General features: G+C 34.0%; 4 protein-coding genes. 2 read left to right on the top strand and 2 right to left on the bottom strand.

Features of this window, described 5'->3' with window-relative positions; genetic code table 11:
- The first annotated feature begins 406 nt into the window (after nt 1–406).
- Nucleotides 407–685: a type II toxin-antitoxin system RelB/DinJ family antitoxin gene (locus EAI80_RS12120; RefSeq protein ID WP_129982243.1), complete on the top strand. Its 279-nt coding sequence runs from the start codon at nt 407–409 to the stop codon at nt 683–685.
- Entirely contained in the window at nt 682–969 is a 288-nt protein-coding gene (locus EAI80_RS12115; RefSeq protein WP_129982242.1) for a type II toxin-antitoxin system YafQ family toxin, read from the top strand. Before EAI80_RS12120 ends, EAI80_RS12115 begins: the two co-directional genes overlap by 4 nt.
- Nucleotides 970–1073: 104 nt before the next feature.
- Here the strand turns inward: EAI80_RS12115 and EAI80_RS12110 are convergent, their stop codons facing one another.
- Together EAI80_RS12110 and EAI80_RS12105 are read right to left on the bottom strand one after the other, a co-directional pair.
- Nucleotides 1074–1586, bottom strand: coding sequence for a hypothetical protein (locus EAI80_RS12110; protein WP_129982241.1), 513 nt, complete (start codon nt 1584–1586; stop codon nt 1074–1076).
- Between the two features lie 62 nt (nt 1587–1648).
- The gene (locus tag EAI80_RS12105; RefSeq protein ID WP_129982240.1) at nt 1649–3976 is read right to left on the bottom strand and encodes a glycoside hydrolase family 3 protein; all 2328 of its coding nucleotides are present in this window, start codon (nt 3974–3976) and stop codon (nt 1649–1651) included.
- Between the last annotated feature and the right edge of the window lie 236 nt (nt 3977–4212).

Raw genomic sequence — 4212 nt, 5'->3', positions numbered from 1 at the left:
TATTGTTGGAATATTTCTTAGTGAACTGATAAAGAGAAGCTTTCTTAGGCTTTAATACTTTGTTTGACATATGATTATACCTCCATCTAATTTCTAATCTAATTGTAGAACAGATGGGAAATTCATGTGTCTGGTTCAGCTTCATGAACGCCGTTTAATCGGTGCTTATGAAATTTAATTTTCACTGACCTGTGGTTTGTGGGTATTCAAAAAATAATTTCATTAATGGATTTACTTGTAAATTATGGATATTTAAATCTCCCTTTCTTTTCTATACCATCACTTGCATTTTAGATATGTTTCGATTCATACTTTTTTGATAACTAAAATGTAATGCATTTAACGTGCAATATATTGTATTATTCGTGCATTTAATATATAATATGTTTAGAAAGGGGTTGATTGTATGGCTGGAAATACAACAAATGTAAGTATTCGTATGGATACAGAATTAAAGGCACAGGCAGACGTACTATTTTCTGAATTAGGTATGAATCTTACTACAGCATTTAATATCTTTGTACGCCAGTCACTTCGTGAGGGTGGTATTCCATTCAAAATAAATATAGAACAACCTAACAAAGAAACTTTTGCGGCTATGTTAGAAGCGAAAAGAATTGCAAAAGATCCTTCCGTAAAAGGTTATAATGACCTTGATGAATTATTTGATGATTTAAAAAGATGAAAGAAAACAAATATACCATCAAATATACAAACAGTTTCAAAAAAGATTATAAACGTGCTATAAAGCGTGGGTTAAAAATCGAATTATTAAATAAAATTATCACTTTACTTGCAACTGGTGAATCCTTACCTGATAAGTGTCGTGACCATGCATTATCTGGAGATTGGACAGGTTATCGAGAATGTCATATTCTACCTGACTGGCTACTCATTTACTACATAGAAGAAGATGTTCTAGTACTGACACTTGCCAACACAGGCACACACAGCGATTTGTATATTTAACAAATAGTCTGCCACCGTACAGAAACCAAACTGTACGGTTTTTTATATAAAATGAAATATGGCTTTCAACTAACACGCAAGCGTGCGAATTGAAAGCCACGGACTTATAGTTGCATTAAGAAAAATACAATAATACTTATAACTATTACAACACTACCCATAATTATAAACATCTTAGATGCAAAACTATTATAAATTGGTCTGTCTACATAACATATTTTTGGGTTATCTGGATTATAGTAAACAATCATTTTACTATTGATAGGCCATAGTTTTTCTGCCATCTGACGGACATTTACAATAGCCCCTGATTTGATATGCAAATATCCTTTTTCATCCTCAAAAGCGTTAGATTTAACTGGTAGTGGTATACCTGATGCTTTGATAGACTTAATTCCTTTGTATTTCTTTTTAGTCTTATAAGTTACACCATCTACTGCATATTCCGCTATTGGATACATATGTGATTCTCCTGGAAAACTATAGCTAATTACTTTTCCTTCTACACTTTTTGTACATTGTTTATTATGTTTATTAGAAATCATATTCATAAGTATTCCAGATATAATTAATATCAAACCTATTCCACCGTCTATTAGTAATTGTATCCATGCCATATAGATCACCCTACTCGATTATAACATATAAAAGAACGTCTCAAGAAGAGACGTTCTAGTTATTAAGCTCTTTTTTTCTTAAGAAAGATAAATGCAACACAAGCAAGACCCATTAATGTAACCAGTGGTAGGATAGCTGTGCTATCGCCTGTTTTTACATTATCCTTCTTAGTGTCTTCTTTCTTTGTGTTTTCTTTCTTTGTATCTTCTTTCTTAGTGTCATCTTTCTTAGGTTCTTCTGGTTTAGTTTCTACAGGTTTTTCTACTAAAGCATCCATAGCAGACTGTAATGAAGCAATCGCTTCATCAATCTTCTTCTGAGAAACACCATTTGTGTTAGCTACTTCTTTTGCAGCAGCTAAAGCTGATACAAGTTTATTCCAAGAATCTTCTGTATATTTCTTAGAATCTAAGCCTTCAGCCTTAGAGATTAAGGCATTTAAAGTATCTTTGTTAAGTAATGACTTATAAGTAATACCATAACCACGTTTATACTTGATAGTATCAGTATAAAGCTTTGCAGTCATATCATATACAGGAATATCAACTGGAAGTGTTCCCTGAGCACCAAATGTACCTAAAGCAACTTCAATACCTGCAATAATGTTAGGTCCATAAGCAGCTTTAGAAGATGTCACTCCACCAACAATTGCTTCAGTAACATCTACTGAAGAACCTTTACATCCATATACAGCTAAAATAGCATCCGCATTAGCATACATCTGTACATCATATGGTTTATCTACTGACATCACGATAGACTTCTTACCCTTTTCATGAGTATAGTCTACGATATCTTCTACATTTGAATACAACCAATGGTTAGATGAGAAACGACTTGCAGCACTAATTTCTGAGTTAACAAATACTGTATCAGCCCAATCGATATTTTCTTTTACAGCATCCATATTAGAACCATTGTATCTTACTACTTTTACTTCTGCAGAGTCTGGGATAAGTCCTGCTTCTTTAGCACGATTATAACCCATAATCATCTGTGCTCTTTCATTGTCATATGGACAAAGCATTAAGATTTTCTGCTTTTCTTTAACAACTAAAGGTAAAGTATTGTTTTCATTCTTTACAACAGTGACAGCGGCAGCTGCGATTTCTCTTTCAGTTGCTCTATTAGTGGCACTACCTACTGTAGATAAAGCTTTATTTAATGAGAAGTTAGATTCTTTCCAATCTAAGATGCCTCTGTTCTCTTTGACTGTTAAGATTCTTCTGCATCCATCATCTAATCTTGATTCAGAGATTTCACCATTATTCACAGCATTTTCTACATAATCAATAATTGTGTCTAGCTTCTTAACATCTTCCTGGTTATAAAGAACTGTAGGCATACAAATCAAATCAGCACCTGCTTCAATCGCAAGCTTAACTGCCTGTGATTCACCAAATGTATCAGCAATAGCCTTCATGTTCATCGCATCTGTAGTGACTACACCATTAAATCCCATTTCACCCTTTAATAGATCAGTGATGATTGCTTTTGACATAGTCGCAGGTTTCTTTTCTTCATTACCTGTTTTTTCTGAAACAACAGTTGTGTTATCTAATTGTGGATATAAGATATGTGCAGTCATGATCATTTCAATACCCTGATTGATTGCAATCTTATATGGTTTTAATTCATTATTTAATAATTCTGCTTTTGATTTGTTTACGATAGGTAAACCATAATGTGAGTCAGTGGCTGTATCACCATGACCTGGGAAGTGCTTCGCACATCCAATGACATTATAGTCCTTCAAACCAGCAATTGTTGCAGAAGCCATGTTCCCTACTACATCTGCATCATCACTGTAACTTCTTAAACCAATAACTGGGTTGTTGGCATTATTATTAACGTCAACAACAGGAGCTAAGTTAGTATTAATACCAATACTGCTTAATTCACTACCAATAATCTGACCTGCTTTTTTCGCATACTCTGTATTATGAGTTGCACCAAGTGCCATGTTACCAGGTAAAGCTGTACCTGAACCTAAACGGTATACACTACCACCTTCCTGGTCAGCACTAATTAATAGTGGAATACCACCATCTTTTGTAGCTGCTTTCTGCATAGCCATACTTAAGTTGTAAGATTGTTCTGTTTCCTGGATGTTCTGAGCAAAATAAATAAGTGCTCCAAAATCATAGTCTTCGACAATCTTTCTGACTTGGTCATTCATCTTAGTAAATTCATGACCTGTAGTCTGTACACCATCACTTAAGTCTTCATCCCAGTAACGGAAGTCTACCATAAGCATCTGTGTGATCTTTTGTCTTGTACTCATATTAGAGAGTAATTGATCCACTCTGCTTGTGGCATTGACTTTAGATGGCAAAGCCATTGAGAGTGACATAGCTGTACTAAGTGCTATAGCGGATACTTTCTTCATATCGTTTTCTTCTCCTTTCGAATGTATCTAACATAGATATTGTTAGCGCTTACATATCACTTATACAACATATATTTCATATTCTTAATTTTATTCGCTCAATTTAAGAAAATTGTTGCTTTGAGTAATCTTATTCAGCGAATATACCATAACGATATTTAAAATGGTACCCATAAGGAGGACAACAACCTGACAGTTGTGATACCCACCTTGTGGGTATCTTTTTTTCATTTCGT

The organism is Catenibacterium sp. co_0103, assembly GCF_004168205.1.
GTDB classification, from domain to species: Bacteria; Bacillota_I; Bacilli_A; order Erysipelotrichales; family Coprobacillaceae; genus Catenibacterium; species Catenibacterium mitsuoka_A.
Note: the sequence above shows the minus strand (reverse complement) of the source record. Positions and strands in the feature narration are given on the sequence as shown.

What these genes read in the sequence shown, in the direction of transcription:
- EAI80_RS12120 (WP_129982243.1), top strand. Translation starts at nt 407, where the DNA reads ATGGCTGGAAATACAACAAATGTAAGTATTCGTATGGATACAGAATTA.
- EAI80_RS12115 (WP_129982242.1), top strand. Translation starts at nt 682, where the DNA reads ATGAAAGAAAACAAATATACCATCAAATATACAAACAGTTTCAAAAAA.
- EAI80_RS12110 (WP_129982241.1), bottom strand. Translation starts at nt 1,586, where the DNA reads ATGGCATGGATACAATTACTAATAGACGGTGGAATAGGTTTGATATTA.
- EAI80_RS12105 (WP_129982240.1), bottom strand. Translation starts at nt 3,976, where the DNA reads ATGAAGAAAGTATCCGCTATAGCACTTAGTACAGCTATGTCACTCTCA.